We start from the raw sequence: 26,642 nt of genomic DNA on the forward strand, positions 1-26,642 counted from the left end.
ACATCCTTGACCGTTTCTGCTGCTTGTTAGTATGCCGAAGCCGAGAAGAGTTTACCCATAAAAAAAAGCAAGGGTTCTTTACCGGCCCTTGCCTTTTATCGTTCTTATTGATTCTCTCAGGTTTTCTTCTGTGAGCACCATCCCAAAATCACCGGGGATGGATGGATCGGGCTGGCCGGAAACTTTATGGGCAATCAGCTCGCCGACTTCCGGATAAAAATGATGGCCATCATAAAAGCTGTCTGAGCTGTTTGTGATGGTATTTGGATACATAAAATGGTAAACCTCTCCGAAAACGCTTGTCACATCCCTTAACCAGTGTTCATAATCTGCAAACCGCCCGGATTCGATCATTGTTTTATAGAGAGGGGCTGAAACCGGGGTGGTAAACACAATAAAGCGCACATCCGGGTTGCTTCGCTTCAGCTCGGACAGCAGGTTTTTATAGTTTTTATTGTACCGGTACGTCTCGCCGTATACGTGACGTTTGTACGTCTCGACCGTATCGTTAATTTTCATTTTCTTCGACTCGCTGTTTTCTTTTGGTACGGCTGTATTTTCGCGGCTGTAGTTCCGTTTAAACTGGTTGCGGCCGTAATAGGATGCCTCGAAATTAGCCAGGGAATAGGTTGAGAACGTTTCATAGGAAAGCAGGGTTTTCAGCGGATACGTTATATCCTTTACATTGCGGATGTAGGTGTTTGGATTTTCAATCTTCCTGTTTTCAGCCGTCGCAAAAAAATCCAGGCCCAGAATAATCGTTTTTACCTTTTTTCCCCTTTTTTCATTAATAAACTCAATATAGGGGCTGTATTCTTGAACGGACATCCCGCTTGCAGCAAAATTGAAAGCCTTATGCCCTTTAAATTCATCTTCGTTGATGTACGTTGTCCGGCTGCTGCCGAGCAGGAGGGTATCAAACTCTACATCCGTATAGGCAATTTTATTTAATTTCTGCTGTCTTTCATTGAAGGATTCCTGTATGTGATTGTATTTATGGGAATGGCTGAACATCCAGAGCGGATCCATAAACAGGTTGAAGCCGCCAATCAGGATGAGCGGAGTCATACAGAGGACCATAGTCGAGAGCAGCCACTTTTTATAGCTCATAGCGCAAACCACCTAGAAATTAAAGTAGATAAACTCACTGATTTTTGTCAGGTTTAATATTGAATAACTGAATAGGACAGCAATGGCCACAGAATAGGCGATTGTAGGCTTAAACTGTTCCTTCCACTGAATCGAATTCTTCAGGCTCAGCGTAAGGATCAGGACCGCAAATAAAAACCAGAGATCCCACTGCTCCATGCTGATAGAAAAATTGGCCGTTCCCGCTCCGATAGACTGAAAGAATTCAGCCCAGGCAGGAGGCATAACAGCGGATGAAACCACGAACCCGTTTAGCCCCGCCATGGATTTTAATACGAGCCACGCATCGGTCATCGTTTCAGCTTTAAAGAAAACCCAGGCAGCATTGACGAAGTTAAACGTGATAAACCACGCGGCATATTTGTTAAGCTTCAGACCGAAGCTCTTCCAGATATTTTGAACCACACTCGCCAGTCCATGCAAAAATCCCCAGAAAATAAAAGTCCAGCCGGCACCATGCCAGAATCCGCTGATTAGAAAAACAATCATAATATTTTGAAGGGTACGGACCCTGCCTTTCCGGTTCCCGCCTAGAGGGATGTAAATGTATTTCGTCAGAAACTGGCTTAACGTCATATGCCATCTTCTCCAGAAATCCTGAATGCTCAGAGCTTTATAGGGGGAGAAGAAGTTGACGGGCAGCTTAATGTTAAAAAGAAGAGCGGCTCCAATCGCCATATCCGAATACCCGCTGAAATCATAGTAAAGCTGGAACGTATAGGATAAAGATACAGCCCAGCCTTCAATAAAGGTAAGGCTCTCCGGCTGACGAAACCCTTCATTAACAAACACCGAGAGCGTATCCGCAATCCCTACCTTTTTAAATAACCCCATTGTAAAAATAAATAAACCGGCAGATACATTGTTAAGCTGAATGCCATGGTTTTTCATTTTTTCGAACTGCGGCATGACCTCTTTATGATGGACGATCGGTCCTGCGATCAGCTGTGGGAAAAAAGTAACGAACAGCGCATAGTCCAAAAAGGTATAATCTTTTGCCTCAAAACGATAGGCATCAACCAGATAGGCAATTTGCTGAAAGGTAAAAAAGCTGATGGCGAGCGGCAGCGCCAAATTGAGAAGAGAAAGCTCGCCAGGCATTACAGCATTTACATTCATTAAAAAGAAATCCGAATATTTAAAGTACCCAAGGAGAGCAGCATTCAGCACAATCCCCCAAGTTAAAACGGCTTTTCTATGAATCTCCGTATCTTTCTTACTGAGCAATGTCCCGATTCCAAAATTAACGAAAAGGGAACCCAGCAGCAGCGGCAGATAGGCGATGTTCCACCAGCTGTAGAAAAACAAAGAGCCTGCGATAAGCCAAAGCTTTGCTCCGGTCACAAGCTTTACCTTTTTTAAAAGGAAGTACCCAATCCATACGATTGGGAGAAAAAAGAAAATAAACTCAAATGTATTAAAGAGCATAAACGCCCCACCTTTTTCTGACGAATTTCTACAATTTAGTCTAAGCAAGAAGGGATCGAAAGTAAATGCAAACTTAATGGAAGAAATCTGGGAGGGGCCGGCACATCCTGCCGTTTCAACAGAGGTGTTCAAGAGAATATCTGTTATATACGCACAGAAAGAGGGCTGCAAATGGATGGGAGCATGTTTGATCAAGCAAAAAGGCTGGTAGCCCGTGCTGCTGATTATCAGAAGGAGCTGGAGAGCAGTCCGCTCGCATCCCAGCTGATCGATTCCTCAACGCCTGTGGTCTGGCTGGGGAATGCAGCACCGGGTGGCTGGCTTACAGTTGCCACCAACCCTTCTCCAAAAGAATTTATTGGACGGGATCAGCAGCTGCTGAGTGGGCGCAAGGCCAGGTTTTACATACGGGAACAAGGGGTTTCCATGGAGGAGTACAAGAAGGATGACCGGAAGCTTGCTGAAACCATCCGTTTCTATGAAACGTATTTTCTAAGAGATTCTGCTTATCGATCGTGGTTTGGCAGGCCGGGCGGAGCAAAATTGGAAGGCTTTCTAAACGGAATGGGCGGTTCCTTTTACAGCCTGGACGGGTACCAGTCTGTCATTCATTCTGATCTGTTCCCGATTGCTACAAAAACCCATATGGGCCGGATTAAACAAAAGAAGGAGTTGCTTGGTTCTGCTTTTTCCATGGCTTTCTTTGAGGATAAATTGAAATTTCTTAACCCGAACTTGATTATTCTACAGGGGAGAGAGCATTGTCAGCTTCTTGAAAGACATGGAATACAATTTAGTGACCCTGTCCGGATTGAACGGTACCCGGGTGCAGCCTGGCAGACGGGATTTCATTCCAATCTGGGAATTCCCGTATTGGGGCTGCATTTTAAGCCATCCGAACAGTTTCTCGGATTAGGAGGCGGCATGGATCGGGATTACCGAAGTCACGGGAAATATGGAACGAAGCAGGCACTCAACGAAATCGGGAGCGAAGTTTGGGAGAATCTGTCTGCAGTTTTTCCGGCGTTGCACCGCTGAAAGCCTCTTTGTTATAATTAGTACTAGATACTAAAATCAAGTGATAAGAGGGCGGTTTCATGTATACGTTTTTTGCAAATTTGGCACGGATTATTCTTCGGGCAACAGGGAAAATCGAAGTGAAAAATAAGCACTGCCTGCCTGCAGACGGGGGCTATGTAGTGACCTGCTCTCATTCAGGCTGGCTGGATGTGGCAGTGCTTGGAATCAGCATGCCGCGGCCTGTCCACTTTATGGCGAAGCAGGAGCTGTTCCGAAGAAAAGGAATCTCAGCTATACTTTATAAAATCAATGCCTTCCCCATCAATCGGGAAAATCCGTCACCGAGCAGCATCAAAACACCTGTAAAGCTGCTTAAATCCGGTAAAATAGTCGGGATCTTCCCAAGCGGAACGAGAACAGCCGAGGAGGTACCCGCTAAAAGGGGAGCCGTGACCATTGCAAATCTCGCCCGGGTTCCCATCGTCCCGGCCATCTATGAAGGGCCAGGAACGTTCAAGGCCTGGCTGAAGGTCCGTAAAGCGACTCTTACCTTTGGCGAACCTTTTTATGTGGAGTCAGCCCGCAAGGACCAAATAGGGATCTATGTGGAGCGGCTGACTGTGGAACCATCAAGAAATATAGGATAGATTGAAAGAAGATTTTGTCATATTTAGGAAGAGTTTGAAATGAGTCGTGTAGCTGAATTGATATTCATTATCGCAGGCATCGTATTGAATGGTCTGCTGCTGGCTGGAGCTTTTATTTTGTACATAAGCACAAACAATACAGAAGAAACAAGGAGTTTGGTTGAACAGCTGCTCCAGGATGAGAGCTTAGCCGGCGCTGGACTTTCCGCGGATCAGATTATTAACGGCATGAGCGGCGGCTCACTTTACATCACAGTTGTCGCACTTATTTGTACGGTCATTGGAATTGTGTCGATCTTTCTTCTCAAGAACAAAACGAAAGCAGCCGGTATTCTGCTGATCATTACCGGCATTGTTAGAAGCCTTGCTTCGCTATTCTTTGGTGTTTTCGGCGGCGCCGCTTACTTAATCGCCGGCATCATTGCTTTAGTTCGAAAAAATAGAACAGCAGCGGTATAAGATCACTAACAAACATCCATCCCCGGCCGGATGGATGTTTGTTATATTCTGATGAAGTAAGGCCGCACTTTTCCTCATGGGTCATCACAAATGTCCATCTGAGTTCCCAATCCATCACATACAAATCTCCATAATCCATATGGCGCCGGTCATAAGGCAGCTGATCAGCTGTAAGCGAACCGGCATGATCGATAAGAAATGCTTCGTCCACGAACTGATAAAAAATGGTGCACTTCTTCTTTTTTTGCCCGTGAAAAGCCTGAGCGGCGTCACGATTCTTTAGAGAATGTATCCTCTCCCAGCTGCACAAATGCCACAAAAACGAATCTAAATAGATTTCGTTCTGTTCCTCCGGAGTCAGATGTGACCTGCAAAACGTTCACGCCATTGATTCCGGAGAAAAGGTCCCCACTTTGGGATTTCAAGTTGTTTACCTTTCACTTATTCCTCCGGATTTTTTTTCTATTTTAGCAGGTTTTTTCATAAAAAAAGGCCGGATGTCCTATTTTGGCATCCGGACGCTTTATTCAGAATGGATCTGTCAGAAGCAGTCCCATCTCTTCCAAACCTCAGCTGACGTTAAGCAGCCGTCATCATTTCCTCCGCCTTGTTGGCACCAGAGGCCTTTATCCCTGCCTCGCCGGTCATAGTTTTTCCACCAGCTGATCAAATGACCGAGCCAGTCCTCTCCGTGCTGATGATTCGTGTATGAATAACTGACTGTACGGCTGAGATGAAGAGAAAAGGAAAAGAATAAAAAAAATCCGGCTTGCGATTGGGATTGGCCCGCTCCAGCAAAAGCTGAGACTGGAAAGGAAAGTGCACCTGCGAGCAAAAGTACAAAGAGTAAATTTCGAATCCGTTTCAATGTGTACACCTCCTTTTCTATTCGACTGTTCCTTATAGAGACGCGGTCAGGTCTATTGGCGAATTTAGACGAAAGAAGAAGCAGCCGCGGCTGCTTCTTTTTAAAACCCGTCTTCAGCTAAAAATGGAATGCTCAATCTGTTTTCGACCGCACGAAGTCTTTGATTCAAGCGGTTCAGACGGCGGGCCTGGCGCTCCTGAACCTGATTCAGCCGGTTTACTTCCTGATTCAGTCGGGTTACCTGCTGGTTTAATCGGTTAATCTCCCGTGCCTGCTGGTCGTTTTGCCTTTCCAGGGCGCTGACCCTCCGTTCAAGCGGCTGACGGTCAACGTTCTGTCCATAAGAATAAGCCGGAATTTGATAGGGGTAGATCATGGAATAATCAGCCTGCTGCGGTCCATAGCCGGAATACATTTGATAGGGATTCATTTTATCTCTCCTCAAAAAGGTGGTCCCTTTATACATATGGGCAGGGCATGCTGTCGGTCCGGGCTTGAGCCTATCATAAAGAAGAAACTTAGTTCTTATTAACAAATGACAAAAAACGAAAACTGTCACTTGTAACTTGTTTAAGCGTTATGCTATTATGGCCTTATCAAATGTATGGAGGTTTTCTTTAATGGAAAACAGAAAAATCGGCGGTGCCCCCGTTTCAGCATTCGGATTAGGATTAATGGGAATGTCTGATCTTTACGGGGCAGCAGATAGAAAAGAAAGCATCGCGACCATTCATGAGTCGCTGGAAAAGGGGGTCACTCTTTTTGATACGGGTGACTTCTATGGTACTGGCCACAATGAGCTGCTGCTCCGGGAGGCTTTAGAGGGCCATAAAAGGGAACAGGCGTTTATTGCAGTCAAAACGGGAATCTTAAGATCTCCTGATGGTGGCTGGATCGGGATGAACAACAGACCGGAAGCGATCAAGAATAATCTGGCACATACACTTCAGCGTCTTGGTGTGGACTATATTGATCTTTACCAGCCGGCGCGTGTAGATCCAAGTGTACCGATTGAGGAAACCGTGGGCGCGATAGCGGATATGGTGAAAGCGGGATACGTGAAGCACATCGGGCTTTCGGAGGCGAATGCGGAAACGATTCGCCGGGCTCATACGGTTCATCCAATCTCCTGGCTGCAAATCGAGTATTCTCTCTTCAGCCGGGGGATTGAGAAAGAAATCCTTCCGACTCTTCGAGAGCTTGGAATCAGCCTGTCTGCATATGGTGTGCTTTCTCGTGGATTACTTAGCGGCAAGTGGTCCAAGGATCGTCAGGGCGCTCCAGATTTCCGCTCTTTTGCTCCACGCTTTATGGGGGAAAACCTGGACAAGAACTTGGAACTTGTGGAAAAACTGCGTGAAATTGCGGATGAAAAGCAAGTAAACGTGGCACAGCTTGCCATTGCATGGGTTTTATCGAAAGGCGGGGATGTTATTCCGCTGATTGGTGCCCGAAAACGTTCACAGCTTCAAGATGCTTTTAGAGCGATGAGCCTTGAGCTTACCGATGCGGATCTTGGCAGAATGGAAGAAGCTGTTCCTGCTGAGGCAGTGGCCGGAACACGCTATGCAGCCGAACAAATGGGAATACTGGGAGTGGAGTAAAAAGTGTCTGAACAATTAACAAGAGAAACCATTCTGGATACGGCAGAGCAGGTGCTCAGAAGGTTTGGTCCAGAAAAAACAAGTGTAGTGGATGTGGCAAGAGCGCTAAAGATCAGCCACGGCACCATCTACCGGCATTTTCCAAGCAAAGCCTCTCTGCGCGAGGCAGTTGCTGAGAGATGGCTTCACGCCATCATTCAGCCTTTACAGGGGGTTTTGAAAAAAGACGGCTCTGCCACAGAACGCTTACTCAAATGGGTGCAAACGCTCATTCATATTAAACATTCTCTCGTTAAGGAAGATCCTGAGCTTTTTGCGATGTATACGGCACTGGCCGAAGAATCAGTGGATGTTATCAGCGCTCATATTTCAGAACTTGTCAGCCAGATGGTCCCGTTCATTCAGGATGGAATGGCTAATCAGGAGTTCAAATCGGCTGATGCGAAAGAAACAGCTAAAGGAATTTTTATAGCAACCGCTAAGTTCCATCATCCCGCGCACGCAAAAGAGTGGGCTTCCCCGGATATTGAGGAGGAGTTTAAGCTTGTCTGGAAGGTGATCCTTTCCGGAATAGTGAACTGAACAGAAACCGGTTATCCCTGCGTGGGATAGCCGGTTTTTTTCTGAAATCAAACAACTGAAAAAGTAAAGATGAATTGACCTCTTTTTAGATGGAAACACTGGAGGTGAGGTGAGGAAGATGGATGATGTAGTAAGTGTATTAAATTATATCTATTTTATAGTGATGATTTTAGGAGCTGCCTATTTTTATATATTGAGCAGGAATCCCAAAGGAGTGCCTATGTATGAATACGCAATTGCAGGGATCATTCCGGCGTGGTCTGGAGCAGCCTATTTGTCCATTGCTCTCGGACAGGGATTGCTGGAGAGGCCTGAAGGGACTGTATACTTTGCCCGATATTTGGACTGGGCTGTCACCACCCCGCTTCTGCTGCTGGCCTTAGCTCTTACTGCTATGTTTTACGAAAAAAAAGCAGACAAAGCAATCATAGCTACGCTCATTTCCGCGGACGTTTTCATGATTCTGACAGGTCTGATTGCTGATTTTTCACCGGAGCCTCTGAACTACATTTGGTATGTGCTGGGAGTTGCCGCTCTATTGATTATTTTATACACCATCTGGTACCCTCTGCGGCGTATAGCGTATCATGGAGGACAAAAGCTTGGCCGGCATTATTCAAGGATCGCTCTGTATTTAACGCTTTTTTGGATCAGCTATCCCTCGGTTTGGCTTATCGGGCCTTCAGGTTTAGGTCTGACTCAGGAAATCACTGATGTCGCGGCCTTTGTTATCCTGCCTGTTTTTTCAAAAATTGGATTCAGTATCTTAGATCTTGCAGGGCTCCGCAAGCTCGGAAATTTATCTGCAGGAACTAAAGCAAAACATTCCTGAGACACATTCAACTTATCGTTTTGAAAGCTCTTCAACAAAAGCAGCCACATTCATCTTGCTCTTCATGGCCGGTGAGTACACCATGGAGAGTTTTCTTTTGAAGGTGTGATCCTTTAATGGGATGATGGAGAGCACTTTATTGGTTAAATCCCGTTCGATTACATGGAGGGAGAGAAGAGACAAAGCCTCCATTCCGCTGATCAGGGTTTCTTTTATCCCCTGGTTGCTGCTGATGGTCAGAAAGGACTCGACCTTTAATCCATTGGAGCGGATCACATGCTCCAAATACTCACGGGTACCGGACCCCTCTTCCCTTGTCACCCATACCTGGTTGTGCAGGTCTTCAATCCTTGCTTCTTTTCTTCCCGCCAGCTTATGTCCCTTTGGAGCCGCAATAAACAGTTCATCATCCATAAATGGCTTAACAAGCAGCTCCTTTTCATTCGTCTGGCCTTCAATCAACCCGATATCGACCTTGAACAAACGGACCGACTGAACAATTTCTTCTGTATTTCCAATTACAACCTCAAGCTTCAGGTTTGGATATTGAGCCTGAAAATCAACAAGGAATGAGGGCAGGATGTATTCCCCGATCGTAAAGCTCGCTCCGATGGTCAGCTTCCCTTTTACATCGTGATGATGCTCAAGAATATCCTGCTTCGTCTGTTCGTAAATATGGATGATTTGCTTGGCCCGTCCATATAAAATTTCGCCGGTTGGAGTAATCTTCAAGGATTTTGGAGATCGGATGAAGAGCTTTGTCTGAAATTCTTTCTCCAGGTTTTTAATGTGCAGGCTGACACTCGGCTGTGAAATATGGAGAATTTCCGCCGCTTTTGTGAAATTTTTGACTTCTGCAAGGGTTACAAAGGTTCTGAGTGCGTCATAATACATGCTGATCCCGCCCTCTTTCTACTTAGTCTGGTATGAATCATTATACATGTGGTAAATGATGGGATTTGGAACGGGCGTTTTTCGCTGACATGCGGCAGTTGAAACGATTTTGGCCAATGCCTCCGGCCCCTGTCGCAGGTAAAGATTGGGGACGGAGGGGATTAATTCTTTCCCTTACTCCCCCGGCACTTTTAGAGGAGAGGGGACGGAGCAATACCAGCAGACATAATTAGGGTCGGAGGCTGCCTCCGACCCCTTTTTCCCATTATGCGGGGGACGGAGGTGCACACCCGTGTTCGCCTGTGCTACAAGGTGTTGTTTGCAATGGGGACGGAGGTTTAGCGCTTTAGCACGGCGGGGGTCGGAGGCAATGCTAAATCCGACTATTAATTTATTTAATAATAACCATTACTATTATATATTTTACTAATAACAAAATCACCTTTAAACTATAGAGAACAACAGAAGGAAGTGAGACTTCATGGAAAAAACAGCTGTTAAACCAATGAAACACCCTATAAATACCGGCTGGCTCAAAGGAGTCGGCATTACGCTTCTGCTGGCAGCGGCGGCTCACTATGCAGCAGGCCTGCCCTTGTTATCTATGCTTGGACCCCTGGTTCTTGCACTGTTAATGGGGATGGTCTGGCGGGCGTCGTTTGGCATACAGGAGAATGTCTTACCGGGCACTGCCTTTTCCAGCAAAAAGCTTTTGAGAGCCGGCATTATTCTGCTTGGCATGAGACTGAACCTTGCGGATGTGTATCATGCGGGATGGAGTGTGCTCGTCATTTCCATCATTAACATCATCTTTGCACTTGTAATCGTATACGGACTGAGCCGGAAGCTTGGGGTGGATCGCAAGCTCGGTCTGCTGACGGCCTGCGGAACGGCGATTTGCGGGGCGGCAGCTATTGCGGCTGTTTCTCCCCAGCTGAAGGCGAATGAGGAGGAGACTGCGGTCAGTGCAGCAGTCATAGCGGTACTTGGAACAATTTTTACGCTCGGCTACACCCTTTTTTATTCCTTGCTGAGCCTGACGCCTGCTGAATACGGGCTGTTCACAGGAGCTACCCTCCACGAGGTTGCCCACGTTGTAGCCGCTGGCGCTGCAGGGGGCGGGCAGGCGGTTGACAGTGCTGTAATTGCCAAGCTGACGAGAGTGGCTTTGCTGGTTCCGGTTGCACTTGTACTAGGTTTTATCATGCAAAGAGACGAACGCGGAAAAGAGAAGCGGACTCTTTCTCCTGCATCTGTCCCTTGGTTTATATTCGGCTTTCTGGCTATGGCCGGACTAAATACGTTGGGAATTGTACCCGAATCGGCTGCTAAGGCCATGACAGAGCTTTCCTATTTGCTTATTGGAATGGCGATGGCGGGCCTTGGAATGAATGTCCACTTCCGGAGTTTCCGCCGTCTGGGCATGAAACCGTTCCTCGCAGGATTGATAGGGTCCGTCCTTCTCTCCGTGCTCGGCTATGGTCTAGTGAAGCTATTCGGCTGATCGCAGCGGTTTTTAAGTCTGTTTTTGCGGGAAGAGTATGTTTAAGCATGGTGTTGTTTTTTTACACCTGTTGATTAACAGCCAAATTTGGCAGAACTTTAAGGAAAAATAAAAAATATTGATTAGCACTCTTGATGATAGAGTGCTAATTTTATAAACTGATAGAGCAGACATATACTAAATAGGGCTAAGGAAAGGAGATTTTTCCATGGAAAAAAAGCAATTCCAGGCAGAGTCAAAAAGATTGCTGGAGATGATGATCAACTCAATCTACTCTCAAAAAGAAATTTTCTTGCGTGAGCTTATTTCCAACTCAAGCGATGCCATCGACAAAATCTATTACCGGGCACTGACAGACGACACTTTGACGTTTAATAAAGAGGGCTACTACATAAAGGTTTCGGCAGATAAAGAAAACCGGACGCTGACCATTTCTGATACAGGAATCGGAATGACGAAGGAAGAGCTGGAAAACAACCTGGGGATCATTGCAAAAAGCGGATCTCTTGCTTTTAAATCCGAGAATGAAGCAAAAGACGGCCACGATATTATCGGCCAATTCGGTGTAGGATTTTATTCAGCCTTCATGGTGGCGGATACGGTAACGGTTTTGACAAAGCCGATTGGCAGCGAGGAAGCATACCTTTGGAAATCGGAAGGGGCAGACGGCTACACGATTGAAACAGCAGAAAAAGAAACGGTCGGGACAGAGATTGTTCTGACGATTAAAGAAAATACAGAGGACGAAAACTATGATGAATACCTGGATGAATACCGTTTAAAATCCATCATCAAAAAATACTCCGATTTCATCCGCTACCCGATCAAAATGGACATCACGGAAAGCAGGCTGAAGGAAGACAGCGAAAATGAATACGAAGACTTCATGGATGAACAGATTGTCAATAGCATGGTGCCAATCTGGAGGAAGAATAAAAGCGAACTGACCGATGAGGATTATAAAAATTTCTATTCCGAGAAGCGCTATGGTTTCGATGAACCGCTGAAGCATATTCATATCAGCGTCGATGGTGCGGTCCGTTACAATGCCATTCTTTTCGTGCCGGAACAGGCACCTTATGATTACTATTCAAAGGAGTTTGAGAAAGGGCTGGAGCTGTATTCAAACGGTGTATTGATCATGGAAAAATGCTCAGACCTTCTTCCTGATTATTTCAGCTTTGTGAAAGGAATGGTCGATTCTGAAGATCTTTCCTTGAACATTTCACGTGAAATGCTGCAGCATGACCGCCAGCTGAAGCTGATTGGCAAAAATATTAAAAACAAGATCAAAAGCCAGCTTCTCGGCCTGATGAAAGAAGACCGCGAGAAGTATGAGAAGTTTTATGCTTCCTTCGGCAGACAGCTGAAATACGGCGTATACAGTGATTTTGGTGCAAACAAAGAAGATCTTCAGGATCTGCTTATGTTCCATTCCTCGGCAGAGAAAAAGCTGGTTACCCTTGCCGAGTATGTATCCAGAATGCCGGAGGATCAAAAATACATCTATTATGCGTCCGGTGAGAGCCACGCCCGCATTGAAAAGCTGCCGCAAACAGAGCTTGTTTCCGAAAAAGGCTACGAGATCCTCTACTTTACAGACGAAGTGGACGAGTTCGCAATCCGTATGCTGACGGCTTATAAGGAAAAGGAATTCAAATCTGTTTCAAGCGGTGACCTGGGGATCGAAGACACAGAAGCGGAAAAAGAAGCAGAGACAGAAGATGCTGGCAGCAAAGAGCTGTTTACCCGTATGAAGGAAATCCTCGGAGGGAAAATCAAGGATGTCCGCATCTCCAAACGCCTGAAATCTCATCCTGTCTGCCTGACTTCAGACGGAGAAATTTCTATCGAAATGGAAAAGATTTTGAAAGCCATGCCGGATAGCCAAGGCGTGCAGGCTGATAAAATTCTTGAAATCAACCCGAACCATGAAGTCTATCAATCCTTGAAGGATGCGTTCGGAAAAGATGAAGAGAAGCTCACGCTCTACACAGGCTTGCTTTATAACCAGGCTCTATTAATTGAAGGCCTGCCCATCCAGGATCCGGTTGAATTTACAAACGATATTTGCAAAATAATGGTGTGACTTACCGCACGGGGGAACGATTCCCCCGTGCGTTTTTTATAGAATGCCATAATAAGTAAATATGCTAGTATAGAAGTAATCAGACAAGATAAAAGAGGGGGACTCCCAATTGGCAGTGCTGGTTTACTTATTAATGGCAGCGCCGTTTCTAATATGGCCTCTATTCGTATTGAAGCGGTTTTTTGAAAGCTTCGGCTGGAAGCAAAGGAAAAAGGAAGCAGGAGGTTTGAATCTGGTCACAGCCGTCTTTGGCTATTTAGCTGTAGCCGTTTTTCATATGCTTGACAGCTCGAACGCACCTGCTGGGCAGCCATTAACCCAATATATTGATACAAAATTAATCAGTGTTTACTCATCGCTCGCACCTGCGGAAATCTACACGTTTCAGGGCTGGCAGCTAGCCGGTCTCATCGCCTGCTGTGTTCTGGGCGGGTCAAAGGAAAGGGTTTCTCCCGTCCTGTATGCGATCTGCAGCTCCATTCTCGGGCTGAATCTCCTTTTTTCAGTGAACTATTTGGTCCATACTGTCTTTCAATCCAATCTCTATACGTTTCTCCTTTCGGCCTCACTCGGATTCACAGGCCTGCTTTATCTGGCTGTGATGAAAGACTCGATGGATCGGATGATGGACAGCTTTGAAAGGGACTCCTATCAAGGGGAAAAGAAGATCATCCGCTGGATTTACCAGCAAACAAGCTCGTACCGCAGGCTCATGGGATTAACCGCTTTGATGCTTTTCCCGGCCCTGTTCGTTCTGCAGCTGATCCTCGTTCTGTTCGGACAGCGTCCAGATGGGTTTATCCGGATCTTCTTTGATACGAGCAGCTATTTGTATTCTCGCATTCCGGCTCCGCCGCCGGTCATCATCGAAGGGGATGCCCACTATTTGTGCACCGTATCTCTCAAGGGGCACAAAAGTCTGGTCAGACCGATCCGGGCAGGAATAAGAAATGGAGAGCGAATCTCAGTCAATCGGCAGCTGCTGATTGCCAATGCCTTTGAGCATCTATTGGAGGAGTATACGCCCACCCTGCACCGGAAGATCAGAAACTTTTATGACAAATATGGATATCCGCTCAGCCGCCACATCCGGTCAAGCTGGTCCGCGGACGCCGTTTACCTTCTCATGAAGCCGCTTGAGTGGATGTTTCTGCTGGTGCTTTATACGTTCGATTCAAAACCGGAGAATAGGATCCATATTCAATACAGCAGCCTGAGAAAGTAGAACAGCACCTTTTCATTTTAATTCCTGCCCGTTCCTCTATATAATGGTCTCTAAACAAAAGGAAAGCAGGAATGGCCATGAGCTTGCAATCACACGCCCAATACTTTGATTCATACCCGTCCCTTGCCCTGCTTCCGCTCGGCAAGAAGAATAAAGAAGTCCGCTCCGCCGGTCATAAACAAGAGCGCGCCCTCCTAAACCGGATCCAGGAAAGCCTGGATGGTCTTGTCCTATCGGAAGAGGAAATCCAAAAGCTACAGCATTTTCTAAAGCTGGACCGCCAAGCGTTTTTCCCCGTTTTTCTTAACCGGCAGGAGCGGGTCCATCCGCACCTGATGAAACCGGAATCCTTTTTATGGAACGATTTTTCAAATGCCCATGGCATCCCGCAAACTGAAGAAGCCTTCTATAAAGGAAATTATCCTGACATGACTAAGGACAATCTCCATTCACATGTGAAGAGGGTGGTTCGGGATTTCTTATTTTGTGCGGACATTTCCATGAAAAGCAAAGAGGAATGGGAGCAATTGATTGAACAAAGCTATGAACAGCACCCGTTTGTAAGATTCGCTAAAGAGAAAAAGGGTGTTACAGAAGCGGTTGAAAGAATGAACCGTTCCTCTCTCGTTTCCCTGTTAACCCCCCCGGAGGAAGTTTCTTACTGGAGACACCGGGTGGAAATTGTTATGCGTCCCTACAGAAATCTCCCGGAGCCCTGCAGCCATGAAAAAGAAATGCAGTTTGATTCAGAGAATCAAATGATCATTCAACTTTGCGAGCTTTGCAAACATAAGCGATTGTTCCATGTGAAACATTCGAGAGTTGAGCTGGAAGAAGAACCGGATATGGACCGGGCCATCAAAAGGATCGCGACCATTGAAAGGCAATTCAATGAGATCGCCGTCCAAAACGTCCAGCTGCTCAAAGATCTAGAGCAGATAAGCCTCTGGAAACATAAGCTCTCCGGTCTTTTGGAAGCAGTTGTACTTAAAGAGCCGTTAATGCGGTTTCCAATAAGACCCGAAGTAACAGCTACTCCGTTTTTACTGTTCTCGGAGCAGCTTCTGCAGGCTGACATTCCTGAAGGCCGTCAAAAATCAGAGCTCATCTGGCTGTCACAATTTGAGCTTCCGGCCATTTCCATGCTAAAGGAAGTCCGTTCACGCTCACTGGAGGAAGCACAGGAAGAGCTGGACGGTTTAACAGCACAGCTTAAAAAAGCAAACGCTGTGGAGCCCTTTGATCCGCAAGACATCTGCATCCAGGTGAAAAACCAAAGGTTAACGTTCGGGCAGGTATTTCATATCATGGGGGAACTAAGCCGCTCGCTAAAGGAACAGCCCCTTCATCTCGCCGCCCAGCTCCTCAAAGGCAGAACCTCCTACCAGGTGAGGGACCAGGAGCTGGACCAGACTCCGCTGTACGGGTACTTAAAGGACTGGGAGGAAAAAGATATTCAAAAGGCATTTAAAAAACTCGAAAAAGAAGGCTGGATTATAAAACAGCCGAAGGGGTATGAGGCAATATGGCAGTAGGCAGAAGAATCCGGAACTTTCCTGCTGGAGATGGATGGCGGTGTGTAAAAGTGCCGGAGCTTTACCGCTTTAAAGAGGTGGGGGACAGAGACACATCTCCGTCAGACCATGTATATCAAGGCCTGAGGGGTCAGGTGCCGGAGCTTTAGTGCGGCAGTGAAAGTGGGGCCAGGCACGGTGCCAGTCCCGCACTGCTTTAACGCAGGCGGGGACAGAGACTCGAACCTTCAATGTATTGCGGCACAAGGAATCGAAGAGATGGTGCCGGAGCTTTAGCGCTTTATCAGAGTGAGGGCCAGGCACTCCGTCCTACTCCCGGCTGCTTTTTTGGATGATTTGGTTAACTACCTGACTTAGATCCCCGGGCTTATGAAACTCAATAGGGGAGAAGCCTTTTTCAAATAGGATGGACTCCGCTTCGATAACCGCAACATACCGGCCATTGATTTTAGATAGGTGAATATTCTCTCCAAAATCTGATAGCAGGCCTTTAATCTCCGTATCACCAAGCTTCATTTTCAGCTGTGCCTCAGGTGTATGCTCCACAATCTGGGCGGCTGCTTCAACCACCTGGCTTGTATCAAGGCGCTCTTGAATTTCCCTTTTTTCGCTTGCTTCCCAGATTTCCATGTCCTGCTCAAATTGCTGCCGCTCTTCGCTGTGTTCCCCGAAGGTTTCGAGTACATGCTCCTGCACCATCGACATCACTTGTGTTTTCATAATTTCCGGCATGGATTCCCCATACTCCACATACTTCAGAAAGTCTTCAAAATACCGTGCATGGGAGGCTTGATGGATTTTCAGCTCTGACTCCTCTGTCATCCCTTCCTCCGGCATAAAAGGGTATTGAATGGATTTCATGTTTTTGGTTGTGATGGCCATCTCCACTTTGCGGATCAGGGCCGATTCATCTGCAATGGAAGCGACCTTTGGCTCAAAGTCACATTTTAAAATAAACACAAAGGAATCGTCGAAGTATTTTCGCGGAACGGCGGAAGCCACGATAAAGGCTCCGCCCCGGACGGCGCTTGTATCGAGGTACGTTCGGACGAGCTTCTCACAGCCTTCGTTAAACTCCTCTTTCGTCCCGGCAAACCGCAGGCGGTGAAGCATATTGTAATTTGGATTGGAATCCAGATCATAGCCTGGCTCAACGGCAAAATGGCCGATTTTCGTCGGAACCTGTTCAGATGGCGGATGCTTTTCAGCTTTTCTTTTCACGATCCGCTTTAGTTCACCGTCAAGAAAGTCCTTCAGCGCACTGGCCTCGAACTCCTCCTGATCCAATGTTTGGTAGTGTTTAAATCTCTTTGAGTCCTGGTCCTCTGCCTGAATGACATAAAAGGATAGAAACCGCATAGTAAAATCCATGTTTTCAGCCCCCGCTTTCAATTCTTCAAGTATAAGAAACGGGAGGAAATCCGTCAATTTGCCGGAGCTATTAAATTCCTGTGCTTGACCGTATAATAAACGGAGGACATTTTAGGAAAAGAGGCTAACCCGTTTTGAGTAAAAGCAGCTTCAGAGATTTTGCATTAAGCGAAGAGATTGTAAAGGCATTGGAGGATTTGGGCTACCATTCCCCGACGGAGGTGCAGGATAAGGTCATCCAGCCTGTTTTGGATGGTAAAGACGCAGCCGTTAAATCAAGAACAGGAAGCGGAAAGACAGGCGCTTTTGCCATTCCGCTCTGTGAGCTGGTGGACTGGGAGGAAAACAAACCCCAGGCACTCATTTTAACCCCGACACGCGAGCTTGCTGCCCAGGTGAAGGAAGAGATCATGAACATCGGCCGCTACAAGCGGATTAAAGCAACAGCGGTATACGGCAAGCAGCCGTTTGACCGCCAAAAAGCCGAGCTGAAGCAAAAAAGCCACATGGTTGTAGGAACTCCGGGGCGTGTTTTGGATCACATCCAAAAAGGGACGCTTAGACTGGATCAATTAAAGTATTTTGTCATCGATGAAGCGGATGAGATGCTGAATATGGGATTTATTGAGCAGGTTGAGGCCATTATCAAGGAGCTTCCTGGAGAACGGACCACGCTGCTGTTTTCTGCCACATTGCCGGAGGATATCGAAAAACTGTGTCACCGGTATATGAACAATCCGACAGATATCGAGATTCAATCAGGGGAACAGGCTGGAGGCCGGATTGAACATTCTCTTTATATTGTTCAGGAGGAGGAAAAATTCAGGCTGCTGCGGGATGTGACAGTGATCGAAAATCCGGACAGCTGCATCATGTTCTGCCGCACGAAGGATCGGGTGGACGAGCTTTTTGACATGCTGGACCGGCTTGGATATACCGTTGATAAAATCCATGGCGGAATGGTTCAGGAGGATCGCTTCGCCGTCATGAATGAATTCAAGCGGGGTGAGTTCCGGTATTTGGCGGCCACGGATGTAGCAGCGAGGGGCATTGATATTGAAAATATTACCCATGTCATCAATTACGACCTCCCGCTTGAAAAGGAAAGCTACGTTCACCGCGCTGGAAGGACGGGACGCGCCGGCCGCTCAGGAAAGGCCATCACCTTTGCGACTCCTTTTGAAGACCGTTTCCTCGCAGAAATTCAAGAATACATCGGATTTGAGCTGGATAGAAAAGATGCACCTGCCAGGGATGAGGTAAAGGAAGCGCAGCCCGCTTTTGATGAAAAAATATCAGAAGAACCGGAGCTGAAAAAGGATAAAAGTGCAGTCCTGAATAAAGGAATCATGAAGCTTTATTTCAACGGAGGGAAGAAAAAGAAAATCCGAGCTGTGGATTTCGTTGGAACCATCTCCAAGCTTGATGGGGTCACCGCACAGGATATTGGCATTATTACTATTCAGGACAACATCTCCTACGTTGAAATCCTGAACGGAAAAGGCCCTCTTGTCCTGAAGGCAATGAAGGAGACAACGATTAAAGGAAAAAAACTGAAAGTCCACGAAGCCAGGAATTAGAGATGCTTCATGAGCCCGGAGGCTGGCTTTGAGTTCGGTCACGGGCTACGGCCAGGCATCTGGCAGTAAAGACCTCCGTCTCCCGATCCGTTAATGCACAGAGGGACAGAGGAAAACATCTCCTATCTTTACTCCCCCAGACCTTTTGACCGGCAGGGGACGGAGGAAAACCAGTAGACATAATGGGGGACGGAGGCAGCCTCCGTCCCCTTTTTCCTGCGTATAAGGGGACGGAGCAGAAAACCCGTCATCCCTTGTGCGGCAAGGTGTGAATCGAAGTGGGGACAGAGGTTTAGTGCTTTAGCAGAGTGAGGGTCGGAGGCAGACACCTCCTGATAAGGTCTTTTTACCTGTCTATAAAACTATTTATGTAAATTTTTGAGTTTAAATCGCATTTTAATGTGGTAAAAGAACTAGAAAATACATAGTTTTTCAGATAAGGAGACAGAAATGAAAAAAATGTGAGTTTTATACCAGTAGTTCTTATCCTTTTTTTATCCGCATGCTCAAGCCCCTTGCAGGAAGAAATCATGGAGTATACAAACGAACAGCTTCCTGAGATGATCGACATCGAACAGGAAGCAATGAAGACCTATGAAAAAGCGGCAGGCGGAGCGGTCGATGAGAACGAAATAGCTAAAGTCATCGAAGAAACGGTTGTACCGGCATATACCAAAATGTCAGAGAAAGCGAATGCACTTGAGATTACGGATGAAGAGCTGCAGCGTCTCCATGAACGATTTACAGCAAGTATTGAGGAAAACATGAAAGGCATTGAGCTTATGGCAGATTCCATAACCAATCAGGATGAGGCTATGCTTAAACAGGGAAGTGAATTGCTTGATAAGGTATCCAGCGAAAGGAAGTCCTTCAAGGAAGACCTGGAAGCCTATGCCATAGAAAATGACCTAGAAATGGAAGAGCCAAAAGAATAGGAATTCCTAAGCCCCCGTCACGGCCGATGGGGGTTTTATGATATGCTGAAATGGCACCCAATCTTATAGCTTGGAGGTCTTATGAAGGAAACCATTATTTTTATACACGGACTGACGGGTTCTAAACGGGCATTCAGGAAACAAATCGATTACTTTAGCCATCATTTCAATACGTATGCTTATGATTTATTAGGCCACGGGGAGGACCGCGGCAGACAGACTGATTTTTCACTGGAGGGCCTTACCCGCCAGCTGGAGGAGCTGTATGAGCGGGAGCAAATTGAAAAGGCTCATCTATGCTCCATCAGCTACGGCTGCTATCCGAGTACGATTTTTGCAGCAAAATATAAAGAAAAGGTATCCAGTTTATGCTATATAGGGGGCCACTATAATTCAGATTCTCCTTTAACCTACGTGCTGCAGCATTTCAGGGAGCACCAATATGAAAACTATCCAGAGTGGCTCAGACGCTATTCAAAGGACCTTTTTCCTAAAAGCGGGGTTGTGGATCCGTATGCCCTCATTTCCTCTAAGCTTTATTATAAATATGGGCTGGAGCTTCATGAGGATGTATTAAAAAAGGCAATCGATCACAGGCTTGAGTATGATTTAAGAAGCGATCTTGAAAAAATAGAAGTACCCGTGCTATGGGTCATGGGAGACCATGATAACCTGTTTAAATCCGGCATAACCGACCTGGGCGAGGTAGTCCCTCATGCCGTTTATAAAGAGATTCCTCACACTGGGCACGCAGCGAACATGTTTCGGCCCTATGCGTTCAGGCGAATGTATGCGGAATTTTTAACTGGAGAGCTAAAATCTTGACTGATCTAAACTTGAACGGATGGTGAGGACATGTCCACGCTTGCGGAAGTCATGAAAATGCTGGAGCAGCTTGCCGACGGGCATAAAGCGGGACGCATGAACGGCCGCAAAAAAGCGCTCAGAGCATGGCTCTAAAGCGCTTTGTGTACCCGTATTGAACCTTAGCTGTCTGAAATCCCTGCCAGATGTCAGGCCCGCTCCTCAAAAAGCTGGGAAATCTTTGCGATTACCTGAACGGACTTCAGCATGTTATCCACGGAAGCAAATTCATACCGTCCATGGAAGTTCTCGCCGCCTGTAAATAGGTTTGGCGTCGGAAGCCCCATGTAGGAGAGCTGTGAGCCGTCCGTACCGCCGCGTATAGGGGAAACGAGCGGTTCAATTTCGAGGCTTTTCATTGCGTCGTAGGCGATGTCTACAATTTCTTTAACAGGCTCGATCTTCTCCCGCATGTTGTAGTATTGATCGTTCATTTCCAGGAGGATGCGGTCCTCGCCGTATTTTTTCTGGAAGTCCGCCACCGTTTGTTCCATTCGTACTTTCCGGTCAGCAAATTTGTTTTTATCGTGGTCGCGGATGATGTAGCTGAGCTTCGTTTCCTCCACATCTCCCGTGATGGAAGTGAGATGGAAAAAGCCTTCGTATCCTTCGGTCGATTCAGGAGCTTCATCAGCTGGCAGGCTGCTGTTGAATTCCATCGCAATTTTGGCGGAATGGATCATTTTATTCTTCGCTGTGCCGGGATGAACGTTTTTGCCTTTAATGGTGATTTTGGCTCCGGCTGCATTGAAGCTTTCATATTCAAGCTCGCCAAGCGGACCGCCGTCTACTGTGTAGGCAAACGAGGCACCGAAGGCTTTAACATCGAACCGGTGAGGCCCCCGTCCAATCTCTTCATCCGGAGTAAACGCCACGCGAATCTTTCCATGCTTGATTTCGGGGTGCTGGATCAAATAATCCATCGCGGTCATAATCTCAGCGACCCCGGCTTTATTATCTGCTCCGAGAAGGGTTGTCCCATCCGTTGTAATCAATGTGTGGCCTATGTAATGTTTGAGGTTCGGGAACTCCTTTGGAGAAAGAACGATGTTCAGGTCCCGGTTCAGCAAAATGTCTTCACCATCATAGTTTTCCAGGATTTGAGGATTCACGTTTGTGCCGGTAAAGTCTGTAGCTGTATCAACGTGCGCCAGAAATCCAATGACTGGAACGTCCTTTTCTGTATTGGATGGGAGGGTGGCCATTACATATCCGTTTTCATCCATTGAAACCTCTTCCATTCCGAGTGCCTGAAGTTCTTTTGCCAGTCTTTCAGCGAGGATAAGCTGTCCTGGAGTGGATGGACAGGTATTGCTTTCTTCATTGGATTGGGTATCCACTTTAACATACGAGATAAAACGCTCGATTAATTGCTCCTTCATGAAAAATCCTCCTCTAACCGTCATGTTTCTATTCTATCATCAATAATGGCTGATAGCCTGTTATCGTCGGAATGTATAGAAAGTTTAGTTTGTTTATCGCTGAAGGGGCAGAGCCTATTGCTCTGGTCCTGCAGCAATCAGTCTGGCAGATCCAGTCATCAAAAATGAACAAAAAAAGCGCTGCAGGGCATTGGCTCCCATACAGCGCGTTTTAACAGGCTTATTTGCTTTCTTTCAAAATCTTGAAGATTTTCTTTGCCTGATCTGTATTATCAATAAGACCGGCAAATTGCTCTTTTCCAGGGCCGTAAGCGTAAACCGGTACTTCTTCCCCGGTATGGCCGGATGTGGTCCAGCCTGTGAAGGAACGCTTGTTGAAAATCTGCTCGATGGCATTATCGATTTCCGTCATGTTCTTCTTCTCAGCTGCAGCTTTCACACTATTGATTTCCGCTTGTGTCAGCTCGAGCGCAATGTTGTCTTTTAGGACCTTTTCAGCGTCCATTCCTTCCATGATTCTTGCAGCCATATAGTCGGGTGTTTTTTTCGCGGCAAGAAGAGGCTCCACTTTAAAGTTGTATTCCCCGCCTGCTCCCATTGAAAAACCGCCGGTAGAGTGGTCAGCTGTCGCAACGACTAATGTATGCTTGTCCTTTTTCGCGTATTCAATGGCTGCTTTGTATGCTCTTTCGAAGTCTTCCATTTCGCTCATTGCGGCAACGATATCGTTGTCATGGCCGGCCCAGTCAATCTGGCTTCCTTCGACCATTAAGAAGAAACCGTTTTTATTTGTGCTCAGCTGCTTGAGAGCCACGCGGGTCATTTCCTCAAGAGAAGGGGTTTCTGCTTTTCGGTCAATCATTTTATCCATACCGCCGTCAGCAAACAGGCCGAGCAGTTTGGTGTTTCTGTTTTTCATCATGTCTTTTTTATTCGTAACGTAGTTGTAGCCGTCCTTTTTGAAAAGCTTAGTTAAATCGCGGTCGCTGCGGACAAAGTTTGACTTTCCGCCGCCAAGCATCACGTCGATTTTGTGGCTGCCTTTAATCATTTCATCATAGTAATCGTCCGCGATTTGGTTCATGTTTCTGCGGGATTCATCATGGGCGCCAAAAGAAGCAGGGGTAGCATGTGTGATTTCGGAAGTCGCAACAAGACCTGTGGACTTTCCTTGGGATTTTGCCTGCTCCAGTACTGTCTTAACTTCAGAAAGGTCATTATCGACAGCAATAGCATTGTTGTAGGTTTTAACGCCGCCTGACATAGCTGTTCCGGCAGAAGCGGAATCTGTTATGTTTTGGGCAGGATCGTCAGGATGGGTGGTTTGCATACCGACCAAATGTTTATCAAATGCGGTCAGCTCGATGTCTTCTGTACGCGGGTTATCCTTCATATAACGGTGCGCAGTCGTATAAGTCACGCCCATGCCATCACCAATAAGGAAGATAACATTCTTAATTTTCGGATTTTTTTCCTTAATCTTCTTTGCGATTTCTTCTTTAGCCGAAGATTTTTCAGCATGGGCTCCCTGGGGTGTAAAAGCTGCGCCGATTAGAGTGCCAAGGGCAAGGGCGGAAACAGTGGCGATTGGAACAATCTTCTTCTTTACTAATCCAGTAAATTTCAATTTTATTCCTCCCATTATGAAAATATGTAACTATTCTCATAATAGGATAATAATGTGTATTCTCAATTACGAACATGTAAAGATGCTATATAGTGTTTGTAAAGCATGGGTTAATCGAATCGGGACGTATATACTGTTCTATATTGAGTTCAAATACTGCAAAGAGAATCAACCCGGCTGCTTTTTCTCTGGTCAGCCGGATATCAAGAGCCTTCAGGCTGCAGGGGAGCTTTGCACCGTGAATGAGGGAATCAATTGAATCCCGGGTAATGAACTGCCGGGCAAGGGCAGTATGCGCAGGTTCACCCTATTCTGCCTCGTCCGGAGCTGCTCCCCTTAAGGCTTCAGCTCAAAGAGGCTCCGAATGGCTTGCTAGAAAGATGGCTGCGATGCAGGGAGCTTTCTCCTGTAATGGGTCGGTGACATTCCAGTAAGTGATTTAAAGGTTTTGCTGAAATGTCCCTGATCATGAAAACACAGGATCATACTAATTTCAAAAATGCTTTTGTTTGTAGTGGAGAGGAGGATTTTTGCCCGTTCAATCTTAATTTTTTTCGCGTATTTCATAATGCTGATGCCCATTTCCTTTTTAAAGCAGGAGGAGGCATAGCCGGCTGAAATTTCGAGATCCTCAGACAGCTTTCTAATGGAAAGATGATGTTCAATATTCATGTGCAGGTAAGGAAGAATTTTGTTTGCTACAAAGCTTTCCGCTTCGTCCAAGTCGCCAATGAAGAGGTCAAAATAGGCAGCTGCCATTTCAAGTTCAAGGGAATGAAGGTCGGAGAGGGATGATTGTTTCGATATGGAAGTGTAAAATCGGTTGTATACACGGTGAAGGTAGCTCCTGGCAGCGCCTAGCTTCATCATTTCCCGGGTGTAAACAGCATTCCAGATGTGGAGGTCAATTTTCTTGGAGACCGCAGATAAAAATTGCTTCTCTTCCTCAATCTGTTTGGAAGCAATCCGTTTAAGCATTTCTGTTTTGTCTCTTGATTCAATAAGATAAACGGCATCCAGGGTAAAAAGCTGGGGATCGGAAAGGTACGTTTCATTCATACGTTTATACACCTCGAAAATCATAATCTCTATCCATTATAGTCCATTCCTTGGTAAAGGAAGAAAATTTTATGTAAAGGTGTTGTTAATTTGAAATGATATGGAGTTTACCTAAATAAGAGGTTTCGTTCAAACGGGTTTTGAAATGGGAAAAACCGCTGCTCTATTTGAGGCAGCGGCGTATATAAGGGGCATTGGCAGCAACAGCCAGGCTGCCATTGGAAACTTTATTGCTCTTCATCCGGCAGAGCCCATACTGAAACGCTCTCGCCGTTTACAGGAAATGTGCCGAAGCCGTCTTCTCCGATTTGTACTTTATCCTCTCTTGTTCCAGTCATATCGACCCAGACTTCACCTGCGCGATGCTCGCCGGCAAACATCCTTTTTTCCCCTTCATCTCCGTTAGAAATGACTACTGCACAGCCTGAGCGTTCCATTTCATCGGTGCCCATCCGGATCCATCCGATTGTATTCGGATGGTCAAAGTAATCATCCTGATCGCCATAGGCTTTGCTGGATCTTGCGTAGAGAAGGGGATCAATGGCTATTTTCTTCCCTTCAACCGGCTCCTCGCCGCCTATTCCGTAATAATCCCCGAAGAATACACAAGGATACCCGTCTTTTCGAAGCAAAATTAAGGCATAGGCACTTTGTTTAAACCAATCGCCGACCCATGACTCAAGGGCTTCATTTGGCTGGGAATCATGATTGTCGACAAACGTGACTGCATTCATAGGGTGTGACTGGACAAGTGTGTCTTCAAAAATCGTCGACAGATCAAAGTCGCGTCCCGTTAATGAAGCTTCGTGCAGTTTATAGTGGAGGGAGACGTCAAATAGATCCATTTGATAGTCAATCTGATCTAGAAATTCCTGACAGGCAGCAAGCTCGGAGTTCCAGAATTCACCGACCATATAAAAATTCTCACCGCGATGGGCAGCGGTTTCCTTTGCAAAGTTTTTAATAAACTCATGGTTTATATGCTTAATGGCATCCAGTCTGTAGCCGTCGCAGTCCAATGTATCCGCAAGCCATTTGCCCCATTCAATCATTTCCTTCTGGACATCAGGGTGGTCGTAATCAATATTGGCGAACATGAGGTAATCATAGTTGCCAAACTCGTCGTCTACATTTTCATTCCAGTCTTTGTTTTTGCCAAGAATACGGAAAACCCCGGTCCGGTCCTGCTTTGCATCATAGTCGGTTCCGTTAAAGTGCCCGAAATTCCATTTAAAGGAGGAATAGGTGTCTTTGCGTCCGGGAAAGGTGAATTTCGTCCAGCCTTCGATGTCAAACGGGTCCGATATGACCTTTTCACGATTATCCGGATCGACTTCCACCACTTTAAATGTTTCCGTTTCATCAGCTCCTGCCTTGTGGTTCATCACAACGTCTGCATATACCTGAATCTCATTTTCGTGACAGGCGGCAATGGCTTCCAGCAGCTCTTTCTTCGTGCCGTATTTTGTACGGGTGGTACCCTTTTGCTCAAACTCGCCAATATCATAAAGATCATATATCCCGTATCCTGTGTCTTCAGCTGATTGTCCTTTCGTAACAGGTGGAATCCATACAGAATCAATGCCAATTTCTTTTAATTCAGGGGCCATCTCTTTAAGCTTTTTCCAATGCTCCCCATCTGCCTTTAAATGCCACTCAAAAAACTGCATCATCGTATGATTCTGCGGCATACCCATTCCTCCCGTAATTAGCTCATCTAATGATAAATAGCCTAAAACAGGGTGCTGGTAAACCTTTACGCAGGAAAAATTTTGCTCTCCCCTTTTTTATTTTCGTTCCAAGTGCCTAAAAAATGACGCTGGCATTCCCTCAAAAATCATGATAGGATTTTCTAGTGAGCTTAATACTGACTATTGATAAAAAAGAAATTTTTATCTAAAATCTTATGTAAGCGATAACAAAAAGAGTTGAAGCTGATCTAAATCCTTTGCAATTTCAGCGTTCTCGGCAATTTAACAAAAAGCTCC

At 46.2% G+C, this 26,642-nt stretch carries 24 protein-coding genes; 13 read left to right on the top strand and 11 right to left on the bottom strand.

Annotation, left to right across the window (positions count from 1 at the left end):
* Window positions 1–78 precede the first annotated feature (78 nt).
* Together ACQCVE_RS04780 and ACQCVE_RS04785 are read right to left on the bottom strand one after the other, a co-directional pair.
* Window positions 79–1,110, bottom strand: coding sequence for a hypothetical protein (locus tag ACQCVE_RS04780; RefSeq protein ID WP_426861876.1), 1,032 nt, complete (start codon window positions 1,108–1,110; stop codon window positions 79–81).
* Between the two features lie 12 nt (window positions 1,111–1,122).
* Window positions 1,123–2,577, bottom strand: a complete 1,455-nt coding sequence (locus ACQCVE_RS04785; protein ID WP_426861877.1) for an MBOAT family O-acyltransferase — start codon at window positions 2,575–2,577, stop codon at window positions 1,123–1,125.
* A gap of 171 nt (window positions 2,578–2,748) precedes the next feature.
* Here ACQCVE_RS04785 and ACQCVE_RS04790 point away from each other — a divergent pair, with 171 nt between their 5' ends.
* From ACQCVE_RS04790 to ACQCVE_RS04800, 3 genes are read left to right on the top strand one after another with little or no spacing between them, the layout of a single operon-like run.
* Complete coding sequence (locus ACQCVE_RS04790) at window positions 2,749–3,615, top strand: hypothetical protein (RefSeq protein WP_426861879.1); 867 nt, start codon at window positions 2,749–2,751, stop codon at window positions 3,613–3,615.
* A gap of 59 nt (window positions 3,616–3,674) precedes the next feature.
* Window positions 3,675–4,244 carry a lysophospholipid acyltransferase family protein gene (locus ACQCVE_RS04795; RefSeq protein WP_426861880.1) on the top strand — a complete coding sequence of 190 codons (570 nt, stop codon included), beginning with the start codon at window positions 3,675–3,677 and terminating at the stop codon, window positions 4,242–4,244.
* A 39-nt stretch (window positions 4,245–4,283) separates the two neighbouring features.
* Complete coding sequence (locus tag ACQCVE_RS04800) at window positions 4,284–4,703, top strand: DUF4064 domain-containing protein (RefSeq protein ID WP_426861882.1); 420 nt, start codon at window positions 4,284–4,286, stop codon at window positions 4,701–4,703.
* On the opposite strand, the gene ACQCVE_RS04805 is transcribed toward ACQCVE_RS04800, so the two are convergent.
* The 3 genes from ACQCVE_RS04805 to ACQCVE_RS04815 all read right to left on the bottom strand — a co-directional run bounded on the left by ACQCVE_RS04805 (window position 4,663) and on the right by ACQCVE_RS04815 (window position 6,001).
* The gene (locus tag ACQCVE_RS04805; RefSeq protein ID WP_426861884.1) at window positions 4,663–5,022 is read right to left on the bottom strand and encodes a DUF4275 family protein; all 360 of its coding nucleotides are present in this window, start codon (window positions 5,020–5,022) and stop codon (window positions 4,663–4,665) included. The genes ACQCVE_RS04800 and ACQCVE_RS04805 overlap by 41 nt on opposite strands.
* A 222-nt stretch (window positions 5,023–5,244) precedes the next feature.
* Window positions 5,245–5,571, bottom strand: coding sequence for a hypothetical protein (locus tag ACQCVE_RS04810; protein WP_426861885.1), 327 nt, complete (start codon window positions 5,569–5,571; stop codon window positions 5,245–5,247).
* A gap of 100 nt (window positions 5,572–5,671) precedes the next feature.
* Complete coding sequence (locus tag ACQCVE_RS04815) at window positions 5,672–6,001, bottom strand: hypothetical protein (RefSeq protein ID WP_426861887.1); 330 nt, start codon at window positions 5,999–6,001, stop codon at window positions 5,672–5,674.
* A 190-nt stretch (window positions 6,002–6,191) separates the two neighbouring features.
* Here ACQCVE_RS04815 and ACQCVE_RS04820 point away from each other — a divergent pair, with 190 nt between their 5' ends.
* The 3 genes from ACQCVE_RS04820 to ACQCVE_RS04830 all read left to right on the top strand — a co-directional run bounded on the left by ACQCVE_RS04820 (window position 6,192) and on the right by ACQCVE_RS04830 (window position 8,589).
* The gene (locus ACQCVE_RS04820; protein WP_426843229.1) at window positions 6,192–7,175 is read left to right on the top strand and encodes an aldo/keto reductase; all 984 of its coding nucleotides are present in this window, start codon (window positions 6,192–6,194) and stop codon (window positions 7,173–7,175) included.
* 3 nt (window positions 7,176–7,178) lie between these two features.
* Window positions 7,179–7,757: a TetR family transcriptional regulator gene (locus tag ACQCVE_RS04825; RefSeq protein ID WP_426843228.1), complete on the top strand. Its 579-nt coding sequence runs from the start codon at window positions 7,179–7,181 to the stop codon at window positions 7,755–7,757.
* 118 nt (window positions 7,758–7,875) lie between these two features.
* The gene (locus ACQCVE_RS04830; RefSeq protein ID WP_426861888.1) at window positions 7,876–8,589 is read left to right on the top strand and encodes a bacteriorhodopsin; all 714 of its coding nucleotides are present in this window, start codon (window positions 7,876–7,878) and stop codon (window positions 8,587–8,589) included.
* A 12-nt stretch (window positions 8,590–8,601) separates the two neighbouring features.
* Here the strand turns inward: ACQCVE_RS04830 and ACQCVE_RS04835 are convergent, their stop codons facing one another.
* Complete coding sequence (locus tag ACQCVE_RS04835; RefSeq protein ID WP_426861889.1) at window positions 8,602–9,483, bottom strand: LysR family transcriptional regulator; 882 nt, start codon at window positions 9,481–9,483, stop codon at window positions 8,602–8,604.
* Window positions 9,484–9,964: 481 nt separating this feature from the next.
* Here ACQCVE_RS04835 and ACQCVE_RS04840 point away from each other — a divergent pair, with 481 nt between their 5' ends.
* From ACQCVE_RS04840 to ACQCVE_RS04855, 4 genes are all read left to right on the top strand, one after another.
* The gene (locus tag ACQCVE_RS04840; protein ID WP_426843225.1) at window positions 9,965–10,987 is read left to right on the top strand and encodes a YeiH family protein; all 1,023 of its coding nucleotides are present in this window, start codon (window positions 9,965–9,967) and stop codon (window positions 10,985–10,987) included.
* A gap of 208 nt (window positions 10,988–11,195) precedes the next feature.
* Window positions 11,196–13,076, top strand: coding sequence for a molecular chaperone HtpG (gene htpG / locus ACQCVE_RS04845; RefSeq protein WP_426843224.1), 1,881 nt, complete (start codon window positions 11,196–11,198; stop codon window positions 13,074–13,076).
* A gap of 115 nt (window positions 13,077–13,191) precedes the next feature.
* Complete coding sequence (locus ACQCVE_RS04850; protein ID WP_426862129.1) at window positions 13,192–14,301, top strand: DUF6688 domain-containing protein; 1,110 nt, start codon at window positions 13,192–13,194, stop codon at window positions 14,299–14,301.
* A 77-nt stretch (window positions 14,302–14,378) separates the two neighbouring features.
* The gene (locus ACQCVE_RS04855) at window positions 14,379–15,836 is read left to right on the top strand and encodes an RQC-minor-2 family DNA-binding protein (protein WP_426843223.1); all 1,458 of its coding nucleotides are present in this window, start codon (window positions 14,379–14,381) and stop codon (window positions 15,834–15,836) included.
* Between the two features lie 309 nt (window positions 15,837–16,145).
* On the opposite strand, the gene ACQCVE_RS04860 is transcribed toward ACQCVE_RS04855, so the two are convergent.
* Complete coding sequence (locus ACQCVE_RS04860; RefSeq protein ID WP_426861891.1) at window positions 16,146–17,207, bottom strand: DUF3900 domain-containing protein; 1,062 nt, start codon at window positions 17,205–17,207, stop codon at window positions 16,146–16,148.
* Window positions 17,208–17,341: 134 nt separating this feature from the next.
* Between ACQCVE_RS04860 and ACQCVE_RS04865 the strand changes: the two genes are divergently transcribed.
* The 3 genes from ACQCVE_RS04865 (at window position 17,342) to ACQCVE_RS04875 (ending at window position 20,547) form a co-directional block, all read left to right on the top strand.
* Entirely contained in the window at window positions 17,342–18,787 is a 1,446-nt protein-coding gene (locus tag ACQCVE_RS04865) for a DEAD/DEAH box helicase (RefSeq protein ID WP_426843221.1), read from the top strand.
* Between the two features lie 530 nt (window positions 18,788–19,317).
* Window positions 19,318–19,722, top strand: coding sequence for a hypothetical protein (locus ACQCVE_RS04870; protein ID WP_426843220.1), 405 nt, complete (start codon window positions 19,318–19,320; stop codon window positions 19,720–19,722).
* An 81-nt stretch (window positions 19,723–19,803) separates the two neighbouring features.
* The gene (locus tag ACQCVE_RS04875) at window positions 19,804–20,547 is read left to right on the top strand and encodes an alpha/beta fold hydrolase (RefSeq protein ID WP_426861892.1); all 744 of its coding nucleotides are present in this window, start codon (window positions 19,804–19,806) and stop codon (window positions 20,545–20,547) included.
* Between the two features lie 188 nt (window positions 20,548–20,735).
* Here ACQCVE_RS04875 and pepT read toward each other — a convergent pair whose 3' ends face one another.
* From pepT to ACQCVE_RS04895, 4 genes are all read right to left on the bottom strand, one after another.
* Window positions 20,736–21,968, bottom strand: a complete 1,233-nt coding sequence (pepT, locus tag ACQCVE_RS04880; RefSeq protein ID WP_426843218.1) for a peptidase T — start codon at window positions 21,966–21,968, stop codon at window positions 20,736–20,738.
* A 220-nt stretch (window positions 21,969–22,188) separates the two neighbouring features.
* The gene (locus ACQCVE_RS04885) at window positions 22,189–23,595 is read right to left on the bottom strand and encodes an alkaline phosphatase (RefSeq protein WP_426843217.1); all 1,407 of its coding nucleotides are present in this window, start codon (window positions 23,593–23,595) and stop codon (window positions 22,189–22,191) included.
* Window positions 23,596–23,967: 372 nt separating this feature from the next.
* Window positions 23,968–24,654 (bottom strand): helix-turn-helix domain-containing protein, encoded by a 687-nt coding sequence (locus ACQCVE_RS04890; RefSeq protein ID WP_426861894.1) that lies wholly within the window; start codon window positions 24,652–24,654, stop codon window positions 23,968–23,970.
* A gap of 227 nt (window positions 24,655–24,881) precedes the next feature.
* The gene (locus ACQCVE_RS04895; RefSeq protein ID WP_426861895.1) at window positions 24,882–26,345 is read right to left on the bottom strand and encodes an alpha-amylase; all 1,464 of its coding nucleotides are present in this window, start codon (window positions 26,343–26,345) and stop codon (window positions 24,882–24,884) included.
* Between the last annotated feature and the right edge of the window lie 297 nt (window positions 26,346–26,642).

It is taken from the genome of Metabacillus sp. 113a, assembly GCF_050107635.1.
Lineage (GTDB): Bacteria > Bacillota > Bacilli > Bacillales > Bacillaceae > Metabacillus_B.